Raw genomic sequence first — 22,860 nt, forward strand, 5'->3', positions numbered from 1 at the left:
TTTCAAGTCATTTCTGTAGCTCACTAAGGAATGCCGTTACAACGCCATTCCCATCAAAAAAATGACCTCATTTATGATAAGCATGCCCATGGATAATCCGGAACGCTCTGTAGATCTGTTCGACGAGCACGAGGCGCATGAGTTGGTGCGGGTAGGTCAGTTTGCCGAAGGAGATGTGTTGGTTGGCGCGGGACAGGACGGCTTGGCTGAGGCCGAGCGAGCCGCCGATGATGAAGACGATGTCGCTTTTGCCGGAGGTGCCGAGTTTGTCGATTTCGTTGGCGAATTCCACCGAATCGTACTGTTTGCCCTGGATCGCCATCGCGAAGACGTAGCTCTGTTCCGGGATTTTGGCGAGGATTTTTTCGCCCTCTTTGTCCTTGATCATTTCCATCTCTTTATCGCTCAGGTTTTCGGGCGCTTTTTCGTCCCCGACTTCGATGATCTGCAGCTTGCAGTAGCTGCCGAGCCGCTTTGTGTATTCGGCGATGCCCTCCTTCAGATATTTCTCCTTCAGTTTTCCCACCGTAATGATTTTTATGTTCATTGCTTTTCGCTCCTTTTTCTTCTCAACTACTATCCTATGGGAACAAGTGCGATTTCGCAACCGTCTTTTTTTAACGGCTTTTTGACAGAAATATATCTATGATTTTCTGTTTATCTTATTATTAACCAAACTGGTTGTACAGTCTTATTATAATATGAAGGAAAGTGCAATTTTTGTCTGAAAAAGGCATGAAAACCAGTTGCTTTTTTCCGTAAATGATTTAAGATACATTTATGCTTTTGAGTTGCTTAATCATGCGATAGTCTTATAATGAAGTAACAAATCCTATCCGCATGCTATTTGAGAGGAGAATTGGAACCATTGTGTTAAAGAAATTTTCGAGTTGGTCTGTTTCGCAAAAGATCGCAACGAGCTTTGCCTTTGTCATCTTTACCGGATCGATTTTACTTACGCTGCCGATCAGTCAGCTACCCACTTCGAATGCAACCTATTTCGACAACCTATTCACTGCTATATCGATGGTTTGTGTGACCGGCCTGTTCACCGAATCTGTACACGACTCGTACACTATCTTCGGACAGGTCGTCGGGATGGCCTTGATGCAGATCGGTGGCTTGGGATTGATGACCCTGATTGCTTCCGTCATTACGCGCCTGAAAGGCAGGATTGGTCTTCGGAACCGTTTGGCCGTACAGGAAGGGATCAACCGTGGTGATGCGCGTGGATTCAGGGAATACCTTTCGGATATCCTGAAATATACCGCTGTCATCGAATTGACCGGTTTCGTTTTGCTTTCGATCCGCTTTGTGCCGGAAATGGGTTGGCCGCTTGGTCTTTTTACTTCCCTGTTCTTGGCGATTTCAGCATTTTGTAATGCCGGATTCGATCCAATGGGAAATGTCAGCCTCGTGGATTATGTCCATGACCCATTGGTGAACTATGTCATCACTTCGCTTATCATTTTGGGCGGTATCGGCTTTTCGGTCTGGTTCGACGTATCGAAAAGCGTAAAATGCTATTTTGCCAAAAAATGCAGACCTAGCTTGAAAGTCTTTTTCCGTGGCCTGTCGTTGCATAGCCGCCTTGCTGTCAGCGTATCGCTTGTGCTCATCCTTGTTGGTCTTGTCTTCTTTGTTGCGGTTGAATACAATAACCCGAACTCAATCGGAACATTCACCTTCCCGCAAAAACTTATGGCCGGTTATTTCCAGACCGTCACCATGCGTACAGCCGGTTTCGCGACAATCGACTATACGACCGTTTATCCTTTTACACTCTTCTGGTTTGTGTTGACCATGTTTGTCGGTGGTTCTCCAGGGGGTACCGCGGGCGGTCTGAAAACTACGACATTCGCAATCATCTTCCTGACACTCTACAACGAGTTGCGCGGACAGAGCAATGTGAATATCGCGAACCATACAATCAGTCGCCAGCAAGTCCGTCAGGCTTTCGTCATCTTTATGGCGCTGCTGGCAACTTTGATTCTCGGTACAAGCGTATTGAGTATCCTGAATCCTGAAGTGGATTTCATTTACATTCTTTTTGAAGCAGTCTCTGCGCTTGCGACGGTGGGCGTCAGCGCCAATCTTACCCCTACTCTAGGGGAATTGAGCCAATCCGTGATTATGGTACTGATGTTCGCAGGGCGTATCGGACCGATCACAATGTTGGACAGCCTAGTCAGACGCACGCAGAAAGTCCATGATGTTGAATTTTCTAAAGGAACTATCCTAATCGGATAATAGCAAAGAGGAGCGTATCTACATATGAGTAAATTGGTTGGAATTTTGGGGCTTGGTATTTTCGGATCGACGATCGCAAAAACATTGAGTGAATTCGATTCGGATGTTATCGCTGTCGACAAGGATCCTGAGAACGTGAACCGTCTGGAACCCTTCATCACAAAAGGCATCATCGGGGACGTAACCGATCTCGCCTTGTTGGAATCGATCGGACTTGCCGACTGCGATGTGGTCGTGATCGCTACCGGTACCGTATTGGAAGCAAGCGTGCTGGCCGTCATGAACTGCAAAAAACTTGGCATCAAGCATATCATCGCAAAAGCCAAAAACAAAAATTATCGTGAGGTTTTGGAGGCTATCGGTGCCGACACTGTCATCCTGCCTGAAAAAGAAACCGGGATGCGCGTCGCCAAAAACATCCTCCGTACAAACATTGAAGATGTGGTGAACTTGGATGACCAGACTTCCATCATCGAATTCTATCCTCCAGCCAAATGGGTGGGCAGAACATTGGGTGATTTGGACCTGCGCAACAAGTACGACATCAACATCATCGGCCTCCGCAAACACCGCGGTGAGCACCTGAACGTATCCTTCTCGGGCGATTATATTGTGGACAAAGATATCGTGCTTGTGGGCATCACTGAATCTGATGTTTTTGAACGTTATGACTATTTGAACCAACTGACTTGATTTATCACAGCATCCCGTTTTCGGGATGCTGTTTTTTTTGGTTTTATGATCGGAATCAGCTTTTTGGTACATAGGTTTTGGATTTCGGCTTTGGTTATACCCACTTCACACACCCAACTCACACCTTATCCACAAAAGTTATGCACATGTACACACGTTCCCCCGTTATCTAGTGGTAGCAATATTTTTGGACACATCATCTTGATTATCCTTAAAACGAATTATCCTCCTACCAGCACAGTTATGCACATGCCCTGTTGAGCAAGCGAATCGTTAAAAATTCCTTATTCACCAACGATTAATCACTACTTTTCACATGTAGGCACATTTTTATGCACAGGTTTATCCGTTTTCTGTGGATAACTCCCATTTTCAGAAAGCACCGCTCCCATCATCATTTACGCGTTTTGCACACAAAAACTTTTTTTCCACAGAAATTATCCACACTCATGTGGATTTCTGCTCTTTCCGGATCCAATCCCCTTCCTAGCCTCCTGTCACCAACAACTACAGATCACAAATCCAAAACACCCCGCGCAGCTGCTCTCAAGAGCAGCCATGCGGGGTGTTCAACATTACATTCATTTATCTTTTCAGCTTATTCGGCTGAAGTCTGTCCTTCAGTCAGGGTCACGGTCGTTGACTGCAGCGTGCCGGCACGGTAGTAGGAGATTTCCACATCGGTTCCCACTTCCAGTGCATACAGGATTTTGCGCAAGTCGACGATGCTCGTTACCGCTTCGCCGTTCATTTCCGTGATGACGTCGTATTGTTCCAATCCGCCCAATTCGGCTGCGGATAAAGACTGGACCTCGGCGATGACGACGCCTGCCGTCACATCCTCAGGCAGAGTCAGTACCGAACTTTGTTGGGACGCGGAGATCTGGGAGAGATCCAGCATGGATACGCCCAGGATTGGTCGGATGATTTCGCCGTTTTGTTCCAGTTCATTAATGATGGTCAGGACGTCATTACTCGGGATCGCGAAGCCCATCCCCTCAACATTCGAATCGGATATCTTCATCGAGTTGATGCCGATGACCTGACCGGCGATATTGATCAGGGCGCCGCCGGAATTACCCGGGTTGATAGCAGCATCCGTCTGCAGCGCCGTCACATCCCAGTCGACGATGCTGTCCCCATCCACATCTGTGGATACGGAACGGTTTTTGGCTGAAATGATGCCTTGCGTGACCGAAGTCGCAAACTCGGTTCCAAGCGGAGAGCCGATTGCGATGGCAGGTTCACCGACATTCACGGCGTCCGAATCACCGAAGGAAGCCACGGCGGTGACACTTGTTGCAGGGATCGTCAAGACGGCCAAATCGGTCCATACATCACTGCCGACGACAGTCGCCACTTCTTTGGTGCCGTCCTTCATCAGGATCTCCAGCTCATCCGCCCCGTCGATGACATGGTTGTTCGTCACGATATAGGCAAGGTCATCTTCGATCTTATAGATGACACCGCTGCCCTCACTCGATGTCTCCAAAGTTCCGTTTGTGGTATCGGAAGAGTTCTGCGGCAAGTCGAAGCCGAACATGTTCGTGTTGCCTGCCTGCATATTGATGATGGAAACAACCGCATCCTGCACCTTCTCCACAGCGGCAGTCGTATCGGTCGTCACATTGACGGCGACATCCGTCACGGTTTCGTTTACGGTGGGGTTTCCGGTATCGCCTGTCCCGGATCCGTTGCCGAGGATGCCTGAACCGAAGAGCAAACCCGCTCCGATCAGGGCGACCATACCGCCGCCTATCAATCCGCCGACGATGCCGTTCCTGATCGGCGAATTTTTGCGGTCTTTCGGGCGCCTCGAGATTTCTTCGGTTTCACTTACGCTGTTGTATACGCGCGCGCGTTCCTCTTTGTTCATCGTCGGCCTTGTGCTTGCGGTTGGTTCCACAACCGACTCTTCTTCGCTGGCCGTTTCTTCGACCTCAGTGTATTCGGCTTCTATTTCTGTTGCTTCGGATAAGTCTTCTTGCATGTGATCAGCAGATGAAGCGTCGGTGACAGTCGATTCAATTTCAGTTTCCGTTTCATTGTATACTTCTTGATCGATCGGATTTTTTTTATTTTCTTCGTCCCTGTCCATGATGATTCCTCCTTGTCGTTCTACAAGATCAGTATAGTTCCTTATTTTGAATATATTATGAAGATAGTAAGAGAATATTTCGGAAAATGGATTCTCGGTGAGCTTATTGTATCATATCCGCGTATGCAAAAAGGAGCGGAATCACTCGATCCACCCCTCCTGTGCTTGCAATCCCGCCTGTCGACTAAACTCTGAAAAGTTCGGTCGGCTCGTCCGGATCGGTATCATATACAAAAAAATCTTCATTGACGCCCATGCCTTTTTGCATCAAGATGCTTTCGGCCGTATGGTGTGCCAAGGTCTTGATGTTGTTGTCCTTGCTCAAATGCCCGAGATAGATGCGCTTCGTCCGGTCGCCCAGCATTTCGGCGATGGCGGCAGCCCCATCTTCATTGGAAAGATGGCCTTCATCCCCCAAAATACGCTGCTTGAGTGACCATGGATACCCGCCCATGCGCAGCAATTCCAGATCGTGGTTGCTTTCGATAAGGTACGCATCCGCATCCCGCAAAAGGCCACGTAAGCGATCGCTGACATAGCCGGTATCGGTCAACATGACCATTTGCTTGCCTTCATGATGGAAGGAGTAGAACTGCGGCTCGGCAGCATCATGGGAAACGCCGAAGCTTTGGATGTCGACATCGCCCAAGGTCAGCACCTGGCCCATCTCGAAGATGTGCTTCTGCTCGGTCTTGACGTTGCCGATGATGTGGTCCATCGCCTTCCAGGTCGCTTCGTTCGCATACAGATCCATGTGGTACTTGCGCGCCAGGACGCCCAATCCGTGCACGTGATCGCGGTGTTCATGCGTGACGAGGATCGTGTCCACATCCGCAAGGTTGCGGTCGATTTTCGCCATCAATCCGGCGATTTTCTTGCCGCTCAGTCCGCAGTCCACCAATATTTTCCGTTTGGGTGTCTCGATATAGGTGCAGTTGCCGGAACTGCCGCTCGCCAGATAGCTGACATGCATACCCTCTTTTTCTATTGTTTCGATCAAAATTAGCCCCTCCAATACACCCATAAGTGTAACTTATTTTTTGGGAAATGCCAGTAATTTTTCTCCATGTTAGGAAAAGTTAATCTTCGGCACTGCATGGGGAGGCCAAGCCGAAATCCGCTTATTTTTTTGTTTTGCGCCAAGCCTTCTTGGCGATTTTGAGCGCACGCAGCTGGGCTGTCTTCTTCGATCGGTTCTGTTGGCTCTGCACCAGGATCGCATCCAACAAGGTGATCCCATCTTCCACGAAATCGCCCTTATTCAACATGACGCACTCCGCTTGTCCGGCCATCGTCGCATCCGACATCTCCGCCCGCGTCGGCACGCCGTTCTTCACCATGTTCTCGAGTACCTGCGTGCTCCAGATGACAGGAATGTGAGCAGCCTCGCAGATCCAAAGTATTTCCTCCTGCAGTTCCGAAAGCCTAAGGAAACCGGCCTCGGCAGCCAAGTCCCCGCGGGCAATCATGATCGCCAGAGGATTTTTGCTGGCAGCTGCAACAATCAGTTCCGGCAGATGATTCACGGCTTCCACCGTTTCGATTTTGATCACAAGCGGGATGGCTGCAGCCGCTTCACCTCCGACCTGCTCCGCCAAAGTTTTTTGGATGGCCAAGATGTCCTTGCTTCCGCGGACAAAAGAGAAACCCAGGATATCGGCTTCCTTCACTGCAACCAACAGGTCTTCCAGATCCTTTTCGGTCAGGATCGGCATCTTAAAAGTCGATTCCGGGAAATTGAGCCCTTTCTGCGGCTTCACTCTGATCCCTTTAGCCTTGGCCACTTTCCCTACCTGCACGACGACGCCTTGCGGTTTTTGCTCTACAACACGCCCTTCCAGGACGCCATCATCCAAAATGACCGGACTGTCGATCTTTAGCTCATCAAAGAGGTTCAGGCTTTCGCTGAACACAATGATCGGATATTGTTTCAGATCATTAAAGGAAGCATCCGCCGTCAAGAAGAAAAAGTCCCCGACCTTGAGGCGCGGTTTAACCTTTTCGCTGCTGACGGCATCCACCCGGATCTTCGGCCCGGCGATGTCAAAATAGATGCGGCAACTTTTTCCGGCAGTTTTTTGGGCTTCCTTCAGGTTTTCGACCATCTTCAGCCAGACAACACTGTCGTCATGGGCGCAGTTGATGCGGGCGATATCCATGCCGCGCTCCAGCAGGCGGACAAGGAAGTCTTTATCCTCTGCGGCCTGTTCCGGGAGGGTGACCATGATCCGGGTCGCCCGGTGGTTCGGAGCATCACCCATCAAGGCGTTCGCCTCGGTAGCCAGTTTTTTCCGGCCCGGGAATTTCTCGCTTGTCTTAGGATAGTCTTCCAATTGCTTGATTTCGCCTGACATCAGCGCCAAGTTGCGGACAATCGCATCCAGTTGTTGCAGCACTTTCGATTCCGTTCGTCCCAGTGAGGATAAGCCCCATTTGGACAGACGTCCCTGCAACGGTCGGATATCCCTGCGCCGCAACGCCAGATAGTAGGCCAGGTTTTTGCCGCTGAGCTGGAAGGAAGCCCGGGAAATGCCCGGCTTCCATTCCGCATAAAGGGCATTGCCTTCCTCATGGACAGCCTGACGGAGCGCCCGCATCTCCTCATATAACGCCTGCAATTCATTCCGTTCTTTCTCTTTCACTTTATTCACACCCTGACCTTTCATCATTTATAAAACGAAGGATTGTCTTCTGGAAAATAGCTTGGTATCTGAAACAAAAACACCCTGCTCTGCTTCAGAATAGGGTGTTTTCGAAAGTATGGACGGCGCTCGTCAGAACGCCCCGCCGCCGGAACCGCCACCCGAACCGCCGGATGAACCCCCACCGAAACCGCCGCCGAAGCCGCTGCTGTTCGAGGAAGTCGGCATCGATTTGGTCACGCCTGTGTTGATGCTGTTGTTCAGCGACGACAGGAAGATGGCGTTGTTCATATAGTAATAGCTGCCGAAAGCTGAAGCCTGGATCTCATTCACCGGGAACTCGACCTGCATCTGCTTCATTACCTTGTCGGCCACTCCCAGCGAAACGGCATAGACCAGGAAATGATCCCATAAAGCGATGGATCCGACTTCGCGCATCGGGAAATCACCCACGTCCTTCAGCATATTGCGGAAGCCTGCCCATTCCTGTTTCGTCCGTTCCCCTTCGGCAGTCATGATCGGCTTGACAGCCACTGCCATAAGCTGGATGAAACTGAAAGCCGCACCCAAAACTGCGAGGACAATCGCCCAAGCGGTAAAGTTTCCGCTCATGATACCGAAGAACACGACAGCGAACAAAAGGAAAATGTTTGCGACCAAAGCCAGGGCGGCGAAGGCTACAGCTTTTTTGTTGTCCTTCGAACGATAGTTCTGGCGTTTCGGCGAGGCTACATCCATTACGCGCTCTTGCCATTTGACCCGATTCTCATTGAAGCGTTTGGCTTCAGCCGAATTGTCGGCGATGTTCTCGATATCATCGAGCGTGACGCTTTCCCCATCCCCGACATCGCTGATGAACCAATCCAAAAGCAGCTTTTCATGGCTCAGGAGCGGGGCATTTTTTGTGTCCTTGATCTGCGTCAGGCGGAAGGAGTCTTCCGGCGCTTTTTCCCGCCCGAAAATCCCTTTTTGGGGAATCTGTACCGGCAGAATCGTCAGATAGCCTTTCCGCACCAGATCCAGGATAGTCGCCGAAATGTCGGCAGCCTGCACATTTCCGGTGAAGACAGCACCATTCATGACGGCAGGAGTCATGTCCTCAGGCAATTCGTAGATATGATCCGGCAGATGGATTTCCTGCGGAATCTCTTTTCGCCTTGCTTTCCTTACCCACAAGAACACCAGAATCGGCAGAACCGGAGCGATTACAGCTAAGACCGCGCTTAGAATTCCGAAAAGCCATGCATTGCGTTGCTCCTCTTCAGCCAATGCGGCTTCCTGCGCCAATATTTCATCAAATTTATCCTCGTTCACCACATTCGAATTGTCTGCGGTGATGCTGGTCGGGAAGATCACATGGGCCTCCACGAACTGATTGGCCGGATTCTGCGGGACATACAGCAGGACTTTTTGATTGTCTTGCAGCGTCACTGTGCTGTTTTCATCGCCACCATGGCCCCAAGCGCGCAATTCCTCTTCCCCCGTTGCTTCCGGCAAGAGAACGGTGACGTCCACATCGTTCAACGGATCCTCCCAGGCAGAACCGATGACTTTGCGGTTGAACTCAGCGATATCGTTGTAATTCGTGACGATTTCGGGGATGCGGTATTGATAGATGACCGTCTGGATCTCATCGGTCATTTTGTTGTAGACGGTGAAGTTCAGGAAATCGCCGGTGTTTTCCAGTTTGAACGTCCCCGATTCCTCCGTATCGCTCAAAGCAAAAGGGAAGGGATTTTCCGACAGATAGCCTTGCATCGAAACTTTGACGTCTGTCGGATCCGTTACCTCTGAAATATCCAAATCGTACAGCACCCCGTTGAATTCCCCTTCAAAATCGTAAGTGATGCTCTCGGTGAAAAAAGCGCTACCATCCCGCTGTATTTCGACCAACACATCATAATTCGTAATTTCATAGGAACGGGCCTGGACTTCCTTCTGTCCAAATCCGATCAAAAAAAAGAACATGAACAGCACAATCGAGCCTATCCGTTTCATTGTTACCTTCCCCTTCCAATACCCTCCATCAAGCTTCTCGCTTCTGATACCCCCATTTTAACAAACTTAACCAAGTTAAAAAAGGAAGAACCTCATTTCGGAGGTCCTTCCTTTTTTAACTTTATCTGAAACCCAATTTCCGCTTCAATCCACTGCGTTGTCTGTTTCCGAAGACTCCTCTTCCACCAGCAGCAAAGCACTGCTGGTGGCTGTCTTGGCCTGGATTTGCGCTTCGACTGACGGAAGCGACACACTGGACGTTGTGATGATGCTGCCGGTCAAGGCGTCCACCCGTCTGATTTCCACAGGCGCGTTTTCGATTTTGATCTCGATGTACCACATTGGGCTATAGATATCCATATCCGACAGACTCAACGTGCGGTAATACGTCAACTGCACCGTCCGCACTGTGGAATTCGCGGGGATCTGGTTGTTGAGGTACAGCGCTTCGACAGCCCGCTTCTGCGAAATCACGGCCCTGCTGCTGCCTTGTACTTCAGCCGCACCCGCAAAAGTCTGTTCATAGGAAATGACCTCATAATCGGGATCCAAGTTGAACGTGATGCTGCCCGTATCGTCGCCAATGGGGATATTGTTTGCAACTTGTGCATACACAAGTTGTCTCTTGAGCGGCAAATACGTAAGGAAACTGTATTCAGCTCCGTAAAGTACATTGCCTTGCAAGATGAAATCCGTAATCGGCGTTCTGTCGACAATCGTCAAATCTTCCGCATCGATCTCAAGCGGGATCGGATTGGACAGGATGCTGGACAAAACCCCATCTTCAAAGACAGTCGTCTGATTCACGAGCTTTGACTGATCGGCTTCCAGCGAGGCGCCTTTATCCGTCTTCAGCAAAGGGATCTTTTCCTGATTGGTCGCCAGAGTCGGAAACGCGATGTCATCAGCTCTCATCGCCTCTTCGATGTTCAGCGTGGTGCTCTCGCTGCCGAAGCTCAAGGTTGTCGCGTTTTTTTCCAACAGCACACTGAGCAGATAGATGTTCAAGGCTGCGAAGGTGAGGATAAAAATGATTTTGATACGTCTAAAGTCCACTGTCAGCCGCCTCCGTTTCCGTTGCGCCGATCCATCGGTCCAACGAATTCCAGACTCCGTCGATCTGAATGAACCATTTCGGCGTCAGATTGACGAGCCGGTTGGATTCTTCACTGAAGGTCCAATCATACCCCAAGGCGATCATCTGAATCTCCTGGCTGCTGTAGCCACCGGAATCCAGCGCGGCCAAAAGATCTTTCCCGCTCAACAAGGTGACATCCTCTCCGCGATCCGTCAACGGTGTCTGGATGACTTGCGTCAGGAATTGCAGTTCCGTCAAAGAGGATCCGGACATATGGATCCGCGTCAGGCCGTAATCGACTTCCCCGAAAATCGGGTAGCCGTTCACGTATCTGCGGTAGTACACATTGTCCGTTTCCTCATCAAACCCATAGAAGTAAAAAGGATTCGTCCAATTGTCCAACATTTTGATTTCATGGAAACTGTCGCGTATCAGGCGGTAATCAGGCAGCTCTTCGGGATCAAGGATGTTCCGGTAATAGCTCAACTGCCCGGTTGCCTTCTCGATGCTCAATTCGGAAATGTTATCACTGTAACTCACGAATTCATCGTTTCCGTTATCCTTCAGGTCGGTTGTGTCATTGAAAAGCAGATCGATGAAATAGCTGTTCGATGGCTTTTCCACCAGATAGACCAATTTTTGAATCGTGATTGCCTCTTTCGGAAGGTAGGAGATGGCTGATTCGGATTCATACGATTCCACTTCCATATACCCATCCTTTTGTCCTTCGTAAAGGTCCACCAACGGCTGCAGCAGATTATCCGGCCGCGCTGCGGTGAACACTTGCTTTGTCTCATCATTCAGCAGATAGATCGGATCTTCCTCCTTCGAATTGAAGATGATCCGGTCGATCCGAGCATCGTAGTAGTCCTCCTCGAGATTCGTGAAATAACGCGAAAGCAACTCCAGCGGAACCTCCTCGGCAAAGCGGATCTCCACCTGCGTAGGGGAAAGGATTAGCGCGTCAAACTCCTCTTGCGTGTAGGTCGAGACAGCTTCGATTCCATCAAGCAAACTCTCGCCCAACAGGTCATTCACCTTTTTCATGATTTCCGGCATTTGCGTCAAGTAGGTGCGCTTATCCGTATGGACGATCATCCTGACCGGCGCAAAGACATCCTCTATTTTTTTCGTGTTGGTCAAGTTAGCTGACACCGATGTCGTCGAATTCTGGCCTAAACCGATCGCACTCGGAGTGGAAAGGATCCTGACAGTCAGGAACAGGCTGATTGCGACCAACGTGTATAATAATGCGCTCAGCATCGGTGATTCTTTTTGTCTCATCCCCACTCATCCTCCTCGTCCATCGGAATGTAAGGCAAGGAAATAAAGAAAGTGGACCCTTTATTTTCCACACTGGTCACCCAGATTTTACCGCCGTGCAATTGGACGACCTCTTTGGAAATCGCCAATCCCAGCCCGGTGCCGCCCATCGAGCGGGCACGCGCCTTGTCGACCCGATAGAACCGGTCAAAGACATGGCCGATGTCCTTGCGCGGAATGCCCAAGCCTTCATCCGTGATGCTGATGACGACACTGTTATGCGTTTCCATCAGTCTGCAGGTGATTTTCCCGCCGTCCGGAGAATATTTGATGGCATTGTTCATGATGTTGTCGATCACTTGGATAAATTTATCCTGATCGATTTCGACCCACAGCGTCCGCTGCGTAAAGTCCCGCTCGACCTTATATTTTTTGTTGCGGTACTGTTCCGATTTCAACACCACTTCGAAGCGGTCGATGATGTGTGAGACCAGCTCATTGATACTGACGAACTCCAGGTTCAATTCCTGTTTGCCTTGGTCCATCCGCGACAAGTTCAGCAGATCGGTAATCATCCGGATCATCCGATCGGTCTCGGTGGAGATGACCTTCAGGAATTCCGGGGCGATGTCCTTATCTTCCCAAGCGCCGTCGATCAGCGACTCCGTATAACTTTTGACGCTCGTCAACGGTGTCCGCAATTCATGGGACACATTGGAAACGAAGCTGCGGCGTTCCTGTTCGACTTTTTCCTGCTCCGTGATGTCGGAAAGCACGCAGACCAATCCGCTGATGAAGCCGGATTCCCGCTGGATGACGGAAAATTCTCCGCGCAGGATCGTATCCTGATCTTCTGTCGGGATGTTCAGGATCAATTCATCCTGCGTCTCCAACAACTGGCGGAAAGTGAATTTTTCGCCCAGCTTCAGAATCTTCATGATTGATTGCCCGATCGCTTTGTCTTGTGAAATCGAGAGCAGATCCATCGCCCTACTGTTGATGATGATGATTTTGCCGCGGCGATCGGTGGCCAATACGCCATCCGTCATGTGCCGCAGGACACTGTCCAACCTTTGGCGCTCCGATTCCGTCGTTTCCTGGGCGTCCTTGACTTTATAGGACAGATCATTGATGGTCTCAGCCAATTCGCCCAATTCATCCGCCCCATAGACGGTCACTTTGCCGGAATAATCCCCATCGGCAATGTTGGCTGTCTGCCGGCGCATCTCGGAAATGGGACGCGTGATGCCGCGGGAGATGATCACAGCCAGCACAATTGTAATGATGATCGCCACAACCGAAGCATTCAGAAAAATGCTCACCGTCTGGCTCATCTGCGAATAGACCGATTCGATATTCGATTCCATCACCAACACCCCGATAAGGGTACCGGTATTGTCCGTCGAATAGATCGGACTGATGTTCTTCAGCACGCGACTGTTCGTGTCTTCCTTCACATATTGATAGGACGAGGGTGCATCCAGAAGAATGACTTGTTGGACATCCCGATCGGTCGACTTCGTTCCGATCAAAGACTGCAGCGTTTGGTCATTGATTCCGAGAATATAACCCTGCTCATCCAAAACCTGCGTTTCCAGGATATTGGCGCCCGTAAAATCGCTGAGGATGGTCTGTACCGACTCCTCCAATTTTTCCGTATCATCGGCCATCAGGATCGGCTGCAGCGTTTTCTCCAGAAAGCCCGCATTCAGGGTCATCTGGCTATCGAAGTTGCTGATCATTTTCGTTTCCAGTTCACGGATAAAATAAGCTCCGATCAGTTGCAGGGATACCAACAAGAGGAGAATGAACAGCATCGGTATCTTGAAATGAATGGAGTGAACCAAACGTATCTTTTTGTTCATATATGCTTACTCCTGATCCGGATTCTTCAAGAAGTAGCCTACTCCTCTTCGCGTGATCAACCAAGTCGGATGGCTCGGTGTATCTTCGATTTTTTCGCGCAGTCTGCGGACCGTCACATCGACAGTGCGGACATCTCCGAAATAATCATATCCCCATACAGTCTGCAGCAGATGCTCCCGCGTCATTACTTGGCCGATATGTTTCGCCAAATAATGCAATAATTCGAATTCGCGGTGGGTCAACTCGATCTCCACCCCGCGCTTCGACACGATGTAGGCATCTTCATGGATGATCAGTGCTCCAATTTTGATTTCATTTGTATCGTCCTCTTCAGGCGGTGCCGCGACTGGCGAGGCTTGTCTCCTCAAGTTGGCTTTTACGCGCGCTACCAATTCCCGGTTCGAAAATGGCTTCGTGACATAGTCATCCGCACCCAATTCAAGCCCAAGCACTTTGTCGATTTCGGAGTCTTTTGCCGTCAGCATGATGATCGGCACATCGCTCGTCTTGCGGATTTCCCGGCAGACTTCCAAGCCGTCCATCTTTGGCAGCATCAGATCCAGCAGGATGATATCCGGGCCTACTTCCGCAAACTGCGCCAAGGCTTCTTCACCATCAAATGCAGTGAAGACCTCATAACCTTCTTTGGTCAGATTAAACTTGATTATATCTGAGATTGGCTTTTCATCGTCTACCACTAATACCTTTTTCATCTTCAAACCTCCTTGTTTCTTGCAACTCACTGTCCCTTTCGGAACGTCTACTCTTTATTATACAATTGCAACCGGTTATGTGCAAAGCGTTCCTGATTTGCCGCATGGTCAGCACCCGCACAACTGTACAAAAAAGGACGAGTCATCAATCGTATTCCTGACTGATGGCTCCTCCCCCTATTTGACGTTATGGCATTCGTTCATTGATTCATCAGCTGTGGATGACGACCGGAACCCCGATACCGATCATCCCGAACAATTCAGCCATTACCCCTGGCGGCGTATTGACACAACCATTCGAGCCGGCAGTCAGCCAATATTCACCGCCGTAAGCAGGCTGCCAAGGTGAATCGTGGATACCGACCCCAGTCCAATCGACTGGCATCCAGTATTCGACAGGCGATTCGTAATCCTTTTCGGTTCTCGGATTGTAGCCTTTCAGAACGGCATCCTCTTCTTTGTTCCATATGTAGAAGACCCCTGTCGGAGTCGGCGACAGCGGATGACCGGAAACGATATCCGTCTCGAGCACAACAGCGCCATCTTGGTAATACCACATGTGTTGGCTTGAAAGGTCCACTTCGACATAGCTGGTGCCGATGTCCGCGCCATCCGCATGATAGCCGGTGCCGTTGTAATTCGGCGTTACCGTCACGTCTTCACCTGCCAAAACATAGTCGATCAGATTTTCCGTTTCGGCTGCGACAGCCAGTGTCCATCCATACGTGCCGGATGGGACTTGCACCGTTTCGCCGTCCGTTGCCAAGAAATCGCGCGTACGGGAGAAGGTGCTGTACTTGTCGCTCAGTCCTTGCAGATAGGCTGCAACGCCTTCGCGATTGACGGACACTTCGCCGTTCTCGTCAATGCCCAACCATTCGACGATGGCTGTTTGCGGCACAGTCTCTGTCTGTCCGGAAATGGTGTATTGGATAACCGTATCAGTCAAATCATCCAATTTTTGCAACGTTTCCGCCAGAATTGGATCATCCGCCGTTAATGTTGGCTGTTGATAGGCTTGTGCCAGATCGATTTCGGTTTCTCCGGCAAGGACTGCTTTCAGCATCGTTGCCTTCAACAATTCCAGATCGACCCTATTCCCTGCCGTTTCAGGCGAAATTTCGTAACCGTTTGTCCCTTTGACGACTGTAGCGTTCACAGGGGCCGTGCGACTGTCGTTCTCCAACGGCATCGCCGCCAAAATATTCCCTAAAGCCGTTTCGTCAACGGATACGCCGCTAAGGTCGGTTTCTTCCTGTTTTTCTTGGAACAGTAGAATCGGCCAATTCCAACCACTTTGTTCTGCTTTCATCGTTTCCAATTTCTCGGTGTTGTCGATGGAAACACCTAGGTCAGCAGGTGTGAACGCATGGATAGTCTCTCCATTTTCGACGATTTGGATCTGCGCTTGGGCAATTGCTGCGGTTGTTTCTTCTTTTGCTTGGGCTACGGTATCATTCGATATGTCAATGCCATCCAGCATCGTATTCGGTAAGAATTTATTCTCATAATAGCTACCTGCACCAAAGTATCCGGCTGCGATCAATACGACCGCTGTAGCGCCAATGATGATGGGTTTCTTTTTCACTGTCCAGACCACCTTCTCGTTTTGTTACAAAAAGATTGCATTTGTGTTACAAAAATTCGCAACTTACTTTTTATTACTTTACCATGTTTCCCTCGAAAAGCAACCTATTTTATCTTAATTTTTTTATAATAGCCCGCTTCTTAGACACTTATCATAATACCAATGCGGAAGAAATGCAAACAGACACGCCCGCATTTTCATAAGTTGTGGCTAGCAAAAAGGTTGCATCCGGAAATTAAATATGTGCTCAAAAATAACCCGCCAAAACCACGTTGGCGGGCAAACTCAGTTCAAATTACCGGCAGAAAACCCGCCAAAACAGCCTTGGCGGGGAATAACATCAGCGGACAACACGAGATTCCCCGCGAAAGCAGTTTTGGCGGTGAATCTCGCCACAATCGCGACCCGCGGAACGGATAATCATACCGTCAAACCACAAAGAAGGGCCATCCCATTTTCGAGACGGCCCCTGTGGTTCTTATGCGCGATTTTGGGTCTCTGCTTTGATTTCATCGAGGATGTAGCCGAAATCAAAGTCTTCTTTTTTGACGATCAGCAAGAGGCCATCACCAAGAGGCACGAGGGAGGTTTCCAATGCCGGGTGGTCCAATACGGTATCCATCAGTTTGTTCAGACGGCGGTGAATTTTGCGGACCCTTTTGGGAACATCGGCTTCATCATCCAGGATGGTTCCGCCTTGGAAAACATCATCGATGACTAGCATGCCGTCTTTCTTCAGAAGCCGGATGCAGTGGGGCAAAAATTCATAATATTTTGATTTCGCGCTGTCCATAAAGATGAAATCATACGGTCCTTCCAAAGTAGGCAGGACTTCCGCCGCATCGCCTTCCAGCAGCGTCACTTTGTCCGCGATGCCGAGTTTTTCAAAATTCGCTTTGGCGTGGTTGATCATGACTTCAAAACGATCGATGGTCGTGACGTGGCCTTGCGGTCCGACATGCTGCGCCATCAGGCTGCCTGAGAAGCCGATCGCCGCTCCTATTTCCAATATTTGTTTCGGTTTGATCTGGCCCAGCAGCATATTCAGGAAAACAGCTGTTTCATGCGGGATGATCGGCACGCCTCTTTCATTCGCGGTCTTTTCCAGTTCCCCCAATTCTCCAGGGAAACGCTTCAGTCTGTCGCGCATAAAAGCGACCAGTTCTTTCTTTACGACGGGTCTGTCCATCATTTCGTTCAATGCCATACTTTTTTTCTCCTTATCAGATACTCTTTTATCAATGGCAACAAGGCTGGGAAGGGATCCCAGCCTTGCGCTTATTCATCTTCAACAACCACTGTTTGGACGGGCTCTCTCGTGACACGGATGCCACGGATCCGGCCGCTTTCGACCTGAGTAGTCGTCAGCAGGTACTCTCCAGTCTGAATCGTCGCATGCTCATCATCTTTCGGAAAATAGCCGAGTTCCTCGATCATATAGCCGGCGATCGTATCCACTTCTTCGGAAGCGAGCGCTGTTTTGAACAATTGATTGAACTTGTCCAACGGCATGCGTCCATTCACGACATAGTGATTGTCATCGATTTTTTTCGACAGGCGGTAAATTTCATCATATTCATCTTCAATGTCCCCAACGATTTCCTCCAGAAGGTCCTCAAGGGTGATGATCCCCTCCACGCCGCCGTATTCATCCTTGATGATGGCCATATGCGTGTGGGTCTTGCGGAACTCGACCAAGAGATCATCGATATAAATAGTGGAAGGGACAAACAAAGGCGTATTGACCAACTCACGGAAAGCGATCCGCTCGAAACCGACTTCCTTTGACGCCTTCAAAACATTTTTCATATGCAGAACGCCGATGATATTATCCTTATCTTCCTCATAGACCGGAATCCGGGAATATTGGCTGTTCAGGACCAGTGCAATGTTGTATTCCAGATCATCATCCAGATCCATCATCAAGGTGTCGGTACGCGGCACCATCAATTCGCGGGCAAGCTTCGTGTCCAACGAAAGCACCCCCTGCATCATCGTGAACTCGGATGGGTCGATGACCCCTTCGCCTCGGCTCTGTGCCAGGATGGCCTTCATTTCATCACGGGTGAGCTTCTCTTCCTCATTCGTGAATTCGATCGGCGTCAGCTTCTTCAGGATACCGGTCGAAAATGACAAAAGCCAAACAAACGGCTTGAAGAGGGTCTTGACGACAACGATTGGGCCAGCAGTGTGGCGCGCAATCGTTTCAGGCATCTGCAAGGCGATCTGTTTAGGGTACAGTTCGCCGAACACGAGCGTGATGTAGGAAAGGACAACGGTGATGATGATCATCGCTATCGTCTTGCCGCCGGTGATGCTTCCCAACAACGGTTCGATATAGCCGACGAAATTGGATGAAGCCGATGCACTGCTGAAGAATCCGGCAAACGTGATGGCAACTTGGATAGTGGCCAAGAAATCATCCGGATTCTCTAAGAGACGCAAAACTTTCTGTGATTTCTTGTCGCCGTCTTTGGCCAGCTTCTCGATTTTGGAACGGTTGATGGAAACAAATGCCAATTCGGCTGAGGCGAAATAAGCATTCAGTAAAGTCAGGGTTAGGATCAATGCTATTTTTGATAGTAACGACTGGCCTTCGGGGTCTGGGTTCATATGATTTTTTTCTCCTTTTTTATGGTGAATCACGCAACTGGGTCATGCCCTGAAACAAGGCTTTGTGCAGTTGCATAAAAATATATAGATTCTGTTCAATTATATACTACTAAATATAGTGAACTCCGTTCGAAAAATCAAGAGATTTTTCATACGGTGCCTGCTGGAGCTTTCCGGCTCTTCTTCCTTCAGCCTTCCGGTACCGACAAGTGTTCTCATTCCAATCTAATGTTTAGCGGAGGCTACCATGATCTTGGAAGGGCTTTACTGCTTGATTTATCAAATGTTTAAGAATTTCCAACTATGCGTTTATAACCGTTGCTTTTTTTTATTTTAATGTTATTATCACATTAGACAACCGCGTTTTTAGGAGGATTTTAATAATATGCTTATCCGCTCACTTGCCATCCCCAAAAGGGAGTTGACCATCGTCAAAGAGTCAGCCACACTTCGGGATGCACTGGATATCCTTGAAGATTCCGGCTACCGTTGCGTTCCGATCTTGGACGAAACAGAAACCATTTTTCGTGGAAATATCTACAAAATGCATATCTATCGGCACAAAGCGAACGGCGGGGACATGAACCTGCCCGTCACGCATCTGCTGAAGAATGCCACAAAATTCATTTCGATAGACAGCTCATTCTTTAAGGTATTTTTTACCATCAAAGAATTGCCCTACATTTCCGTTTTGAATAAGGACATGACCTTCTACGGCATTCTGACCCATAACGCCTTGTTGAACATGTTGGCCCAATCATGGAGCATTGATGTCGGCAGCTATGTGCTGACGGTCATCGCGCCCGGCCAGAAAGGCGATCTATACCATATCACCAAAATCATCAACCGCTACTCCTCCATCGCCAGCTGCATTTCCTTGGACATAAACCGGGAAGACGCGTTGCGCAGGGTATTGGTCACTTTACCAGCTGGCACGCCCAAACAGGTGCTGGACTCCATCGTAAAAGCGCTGGAGCGTAAGGATTTCCGCGTGACGGAAATCGAAAATCTGCAAGTCGATTTTTGAAATCCAACCCGTCACATCAGGTGTCCGGAGCGGCGTTTCCCGGTGTGGAAACCTTCATCGGGAATTCCACTCCGGACGGGTGGCATTTTCCCGGCGAGGCGGCCTTCATCGGGAATTCCGCTCCGGCTCCAGACGCCCGCTCGATCTAATGATTAATAAAAAAAAGTCGGACAAAGCCTTGTGCTTGTCCGACTTTTTTCGCGTGTACTCGGATCAGCGAGTAGCGCCATTCAAATAGGGGTTTGAATAGATTTCTTCCCTCACTGTCGTAGGATCGCCGTGTCCCGGGAACAGGACCGTTTCCCCTGGAAGAGGTACGATATATTTCTGGATTCCTTCGATCAAAGTTTCATGGCTGCCGCCCGGCAAATCGCTGCGTCCGACGCTGCCTTTAAAGATGACGTCCCCAACGATTGCGAACCCGTTCTCGCGGAAAATGAAGACGGTGCTTCCTGGCGAATGTCCGGGAATGTGTTGCATCTCAAAACGGAATTCGCCGATTTCGTAAGGCCCCATCTCCTCGAAGAAGACATCCGCTTCCTTCGCCAGTCGGACATCCGGAACGTTCGGATTGCGTGCTGATCCGTTCAGTTCCGGATCCAACAGCCATTCCCGTTCGATAGGATTTTGATAGACGGGAACGTCGTATTTTTCCCGGATTGTTTCGAGGGCCCCTATGTGATCATAGTGCGCATGGGTCAACACGATCGCTATCGGATGCAACTCATTCTCTTCGATGGCTGCGATGATGTCCTCCGCTTGCTCACCTGGATCAAAGATGATTGTGTCATTCTCATGGTCGCCGATCAAAAAATAACAGTTTTCCTGGATAGGACCGACTGTAATTGCGTACATTTCCATATATTATTTCCTCCCTCTTTTTCGATTACCTCTCTATTATAAGAGAACGATGAGAAATATCCTAGCAAAAAAACAAGAGTCTGTGCTGTTCATCCAGCAAAAGCCCCCGTTCTCCAGTTTTTTCATATGAAATTTTAATGGATCAGGCCATTTTCTCGGCAAAACCGATGATTTTGTTCATGTATTTCATGAGCGGTGCTGAGACAACCAGTACGACGGCTTCACCGAATGCCGCTGTCACAAAGCTGAACCAGAAAGGCAAATCAAGAACGATGTAGAGTTCGATCGCTACAAGGACCATCGTCATCGTGAAGACGAACGCGGTCATCATCATTCGTTTCATTTCAGAATCGTTGGGTTTGAATAATTTTTCCAGAATAAGGAAAGAGATCAACGTCTGACCAAATCCGAACACCAAGTCCCAAGCCCCTAATGTTGAAAAGATCAGATTGGCGATAAAAACACCCGCCAAAACACCGTATTTATAATCTTTGTGGTAGCCCACCAAATGATTCAGCATTTCTGAAACGCGGAATTGGACGGCACCGAACGACATAAAAGCAAAAATCCCTGTCAACGCAACATAAAGCGCTGCGATAATTGTATTGATAACCATTTTTCTTGTACTCAACCTAATAACCTCCTAGTTTTTTTTCGTGGGATGGTAGACGAACCACGCACTCCTTCGAGAGCTCAAACAGTTTACCATACATGTTCTCTTTTGAAAACGACTAATGGCGCATTTTCATCTGATTTTCATTACCTAAAGGAAAGAGCGGCAGAGATGCGGATTCCCCGTATGACTGTTCTTCTCCGGTGAAGCGCTTCTGGACGGAGGTGGGATTCCGTTCGGCAGCGCTCCTCCGGCGAAGGGATGCTGGCCGGAGTTAGGATCCCATTCGGGCAACTCACCTCCGGCGAACCTGCTTCTGGCAGGAGGTGACGCTCTCAGGTGACTTCGCTCCGTCTTTCGCGCAGCAAAAAATCTGTGGAATGCCTTCCCTTGTCAGGCACCCCACAGATTTCCCATTTTTCTATTTGTAGACGCGCGGAACGCGGGCGTTGATTCCCGTCAAGAGTTCATAGCCAATCGTATCGATCGTTACCGCCATTTCGGAGGGATTGTTGACGAGTCCGCCGTTTTCCCCCAAGAGCGTCACTTTTGTTCCGACCGGATATTCTTTCGGCAGGCTGATCATGCATTGATCCATGCAGATGACTCCCCGGATCGGACAACGCTGGCCATCCACAATGACTGTCTGATGGCGAAGATCCCGTCTCCACCCGTCGGCATAGCCGATCGGAAGCGTAGCGATCCATTCTCCCTCAAAAGCACGGTAGCGGGCGCCGTATGCGATTGTGTCGCCTTCATGCATCTGTTTGACGTAGCTGATCTGGGTATCCAACTGTACGGATGGCTTCAGTTCATAAGGAAGCTCCAACACGGTGTCGGAAGGGTTGTAGCCGTACATTGCGATTCCGACGCGGACCGCATCCGTCCGAAACGCTTCATGCCAAAGCGAAATCGCGGAATTCGCCAGATGCACAATCGGCGGTCGTTGCGCCATCGCCTGCAAAATCTCTTCAAACAAAGTCAGCTGGTGCTCCACCAATGTCGGATCTTCACCGTCGGCCGTTGCGAAGTGGGTAAAGATACCTTCGAAAACAAAGCCATCCAATTCGGCAATACGCGCTTCGAAGGCCTGGACCTCCTCGACCGTACGCAGACCAATGCGGCCCATACCGGTGTCGATCGCCAAATGCACACGGACCGGCAGCTCCGTTTTCCGTTCCTGCAGATATGGCAAAGCCGCTTCCAGCCATTCCGCTGCCGTGACGGCCACGCTGATTCCGTTATCCGCTATAAGCGCAGCGTCTTCTGCCTCCGTTGGGCCAACAACCATGATGAAATCATCGGACAGACCATTCTCCCGCAGCTCCATTGCCTCATCCAACAGCGCGACACAAAAACCGTCCACACCAGCTTCCTTCGCCTTTTTCGCAACCGGGACGGCTCCCAGTCCATAGGCATCCGCCTTTACGACCGCGAAAAATTTCTTTCCAGGCGACAGACCCTTCCTGATTTGTTGGATGTTCCACGAAATAGCTTCCAAATCGACAGTTTCTATTGTGGGACGGTGCTTTCCTACTACCATTTGTAAAAGACCCC

The 22,860-nt window shown here is 49.6% G+C and carries 18 protein-coding genes and 1 riboswitch; of the genes, 3 read left to right on the forward strand and 15 right to left on the reverse strand.

Features of this window, described 5'->3' with window-relative positions:
- Positions 1–67 precede the first annotated feature (67 nt).
- Complete coding sequence (rlmH, locus tag ACKPBX_RS06190) at positions 68–547, reverse strand: 23S rRNA (pseudouridine(1915)-N(3))-methyltransferase RlmH (protein WP_319468006.1); 480 nt, start codon at positions 545–547, stop codon at positions 68–70.
- A gap of 323 nt (positions 548–870) precedes the next feature.
- Between rlmH and ACKPBX_RS06195 the strand changes: the two genes are divergently transcribed.
- Positions 871–2,250 carry a TrkH family potassium uptake protein gene (locus ACKPBX_RS06195; protein WP_319996317.1) on the forward strand — a complete coding sequence of 460 codons (1,380 nt, stop codon included), beginning with the start codon at positions 871–873 and terminating at the stop codon, positions 2,248–2,250.
- Between the two features lie 24 nt (positions 2,251–2,274).
- The gene (locus ACKPBX_RS06200) at positions 2,275–2,943 is read left to right on the forward strand and encodes a potassium channel family protein (RefSeq protein WP_086628951.1); all 669 of its coding nucleotides are present in this window, start codon (positions 2,275–2,277) and stop codon (positions 2,941–2,943) included.
- A 598-nt stretch (positions 2,944–3,541) separates the two neighbouring features.
- On the opposite strand, the gene ACKPBX_RS06205 is transcribed toward ACKPBX_RS06200, so the two are convergent.
- The 11 genes from ACKPBX_RS06205 to ACKPBX_RS06255 form a co-directional block, all read right to left on the reverse strand.
- On the reverse strand, positions 3,542–4,819 hold the full coding sequence (locus ACKPBX_RS06205) for a S1C family serine protease (RefSeq protein ID WP_407702589.1): 1,278 nt from the start codon (positions 4,817–4,819) through the stop codon (positions 3,542–3,544).
- Between the two features lie 406 nt (positions 4,820–5,225).
- Positions 5,226–6,014, reverse strand: a complete 789-nt coding sequence (locus tag ACKPBX_RS06210; RefSeq protein ID WP_306416430.1) for an MBL fold metallo-hydrolase — start codon at positions 6,012–6,014, stop codon at positions 5,226–5,228.
- Between the two features lie 148 nt (positions 6,015–6,162).
- Positions 6,163–7,692: a pyruvate kinase gene (locus tag ACKPBX_RS06215; protein ID WP_319996319.1), complete on the reverse strand. Its 1,530-nt coding sequence runs from the start codon at positions 7,690–7,692 to the stop codon at positions 6,163–6,165.
- A gap of 123 nt (positions 7,693–7,815) precedes the next feature.
- Positions 7,816–9,681, reverse strand: coding sequence for a DUF2207 domain-containing protein (locus ACKPBX_RS06220; RefSeq protein ID WP_140185569.1), 1,866 nt, complete (start codon positions 9,679–9,681; stop codon positions 7,816–7,818).
- Between the two features lie 144 nt (positions 9,682–9,825).
- A complete protein-coding gene (locus ACKPBX_RS06225; protein ID WP_319996320.1) occupies positions 9,826–10,737 on the reverse strand; it encodes a two-component system regulatory protein YycI in 912 nt (303 codons plus the stop codon).
- Positions 10,727–12,043, reverse strand: a complete 1,317-nt coding sequence (locus ACKPBX_RS06230) for a YycH family regulatory protein (RefSeq protein WP_319996321.1) — start codon at positions 12,041–12,043, stop codon at positions 10,727–10,729. Before ACKPBX_RS06230 ends, ACKPBX_RS06225 begins: the two co-directional genes overlap by 11 nt.
- Positions 12,040–13,887 (reverse strand): cell wall metabolism sensor histidine kinase WalK, encoded by a 1,848-nt coding sequence (walK, locus tag ACKPBX_RS06235; protein WP_319996322.1) that lies wholly within the window; start codon positions 13,885–13,887, stop codon positions 12,040–12,042. The genes ACKPBX_RS06230 and walK overlap by 4 nt, the downstream gene beginning before the upstream one ends.
- 6 nt (positions 13,888–13,893) lie before the next feature.
- Positions 13,894–14,601 carry a cell wall metabolism response regulator VicR gene (gene yycF / locus ACKPBX_RS06240; protein WP_272161075.1) on the reverse strand — a complete coding sequence of 236 codons (708 nt, stop codon included), beginning with the start codon at positions 14,599–14,601 and terminating at the stop codon, positions 13,894–13,896.
- Between the two features lie 211 nt (positions 14,602–14,812).
- Positions 14,813–16,189, reverse strand: a complete 1,377-nt coding sequence (locus ACKPBX_RS06245; RefSeq protein ID WP_319996323.1) for a L,D-transpeptidase family protein — start codon at positions 16,187–16,189, stop codon at positions 14,813–14,815.
- A 478-nt stretch (positions 16,190–16,667) separates the two neighbouring features.
- Entirely contained in the window at positions 16,668–17,396 is a 729-nt protein-coding gene (locus ACKPBX_RS06250; protein ID WP_319996324.1) for an O-methyltransferase, read from the reverse strand.
- Between the two features lie 71 nt (positions 17,397–17,467).
- Positions 17,468–18,802 carry a hemolysin family protein gene (locus ACKPBX_RS06255; protein WP_319996325.1) on the reverse strand — a complete coding sequence of 445 codons (1,335 nt, stop codon included), beginning with the start codon at positions 18,800–18,802 and terminating at the stop codon, positions 17,468–17,470.
- 385 nt (positions 18,803–19,187) lie between these two features.
- On the opposite strand from ACKPBX_RS06255, the gene cbpA reads away from it, so the two are divergent.
- Positions 19,188–19,829: a cyclic di-AMP binding protein CbpA gene (cbpA, locus tag ACKPBX_RS06260; protein WP_086628963.1), complete on the forward strand. Its 642-nt coding sequence runs from the start codon at positions 19,188–19,190 to the stop codon at positions 19,827–19,829.
- Between the two features lie 213 nt (positions 19,830–20,042).
- Here the strand turns inward: cbpA and ACKPBX_RS06265 are convergent, their stop codons facing one another.
- The 3 genes from ACKPBX_RS06265 to alr form a co-directional block, all read right to left on the reverse strand.
- A complete protein-coding gene (locus ACKPBX_RS06265) occupies positions 20,043–20,690 on the reverse strand; it encodes an MBL fold metallo-hydrolase (protein WP_086628965.1) in 648 nt (215 codons plus the stop codon).
- Between the two features lie 142 nt (positions 20,691–20,832).
- Complete coding sequence (locus ACKPBX_RS06270) at positions 20,833–21,321, reverse strand: QueT transporter family protein (protein WP_233436779.1); 489 nt, start codon at positions 21,319–21,321, stop codon at positions 20,833–20,835.
- Between the two features lie 6 nt (positions 21,322–21,327).
- Positions 21,328–21,373, reverse strand: a riboswitch (PreQ1 riboswitch).
- A 351-nt stretch (positions 21,374–21,724) separates the two neighbouring features.
- Entirely contained in the window at positions 21,725–22,846 is a 1,122-nt protein-coding gene (alr, locus tag ACKPBX_RS06275) for an alanine racemase (protein ID WP_319996326.1), read from the reverse strand.
- Between the last annotated feature and the right edge of the window lie 14 nt (positions 22,847–22,860).

The organism is Trichococcus shcherbakoviae (genome assembly GCF_963666195.1).
Taxonomy (GTDB): domain Bacteria; phylum Bacillota; class Bacilli; order Lactobacillales; family Aerococcaceae; genus Trichococcus; species Trichococcus shcherbakoviae.